Raw genomic sequence first — 263 nt, 5'->3', positions numbered from 1 at the left:
GCTTGGATAGCAACGCAGACAGCACCACCGATGAAGATCAAGTCAGCAGCGGTACGAACCCAACGCAGGGTATCCAGGATTTCCATTTGCAGGAACTCTTCGCTACGTGCATACCACAGGCCATGAGTGATAGAAGCGTAAGCTTGAATCACGCCGACTGGCAACAGGCTGATGGCAATCATACCCACCAGACCGCCGTTCAGCAGCCAGAAGCCCCAAGTCATCAGTTTGTCGTCAAATTGAACATTAGGTTTCAGGTAGCG

At 52.1% G+C, this 263-nt stretch carries 1 pseudogene; it reads right to left on the bottom strand.

Going from position 1 to position 263, the window contains the following annotated elements:
• A pseudogene (locus tag ACTHSP_RS23795) lies at nucleotides 1-263 on the bottom strand (nitric-oxide reductase large subunit); the annotation flags it as partial.

The sequence above is a fragment of the Neisseria sp. P0001.S005 genome (assembly GCF_051963715.1).
Note: the sequence above shows the minus strand (reverse complement) of the source record. Positions and strands in the feature narration are given on the sequence as shown.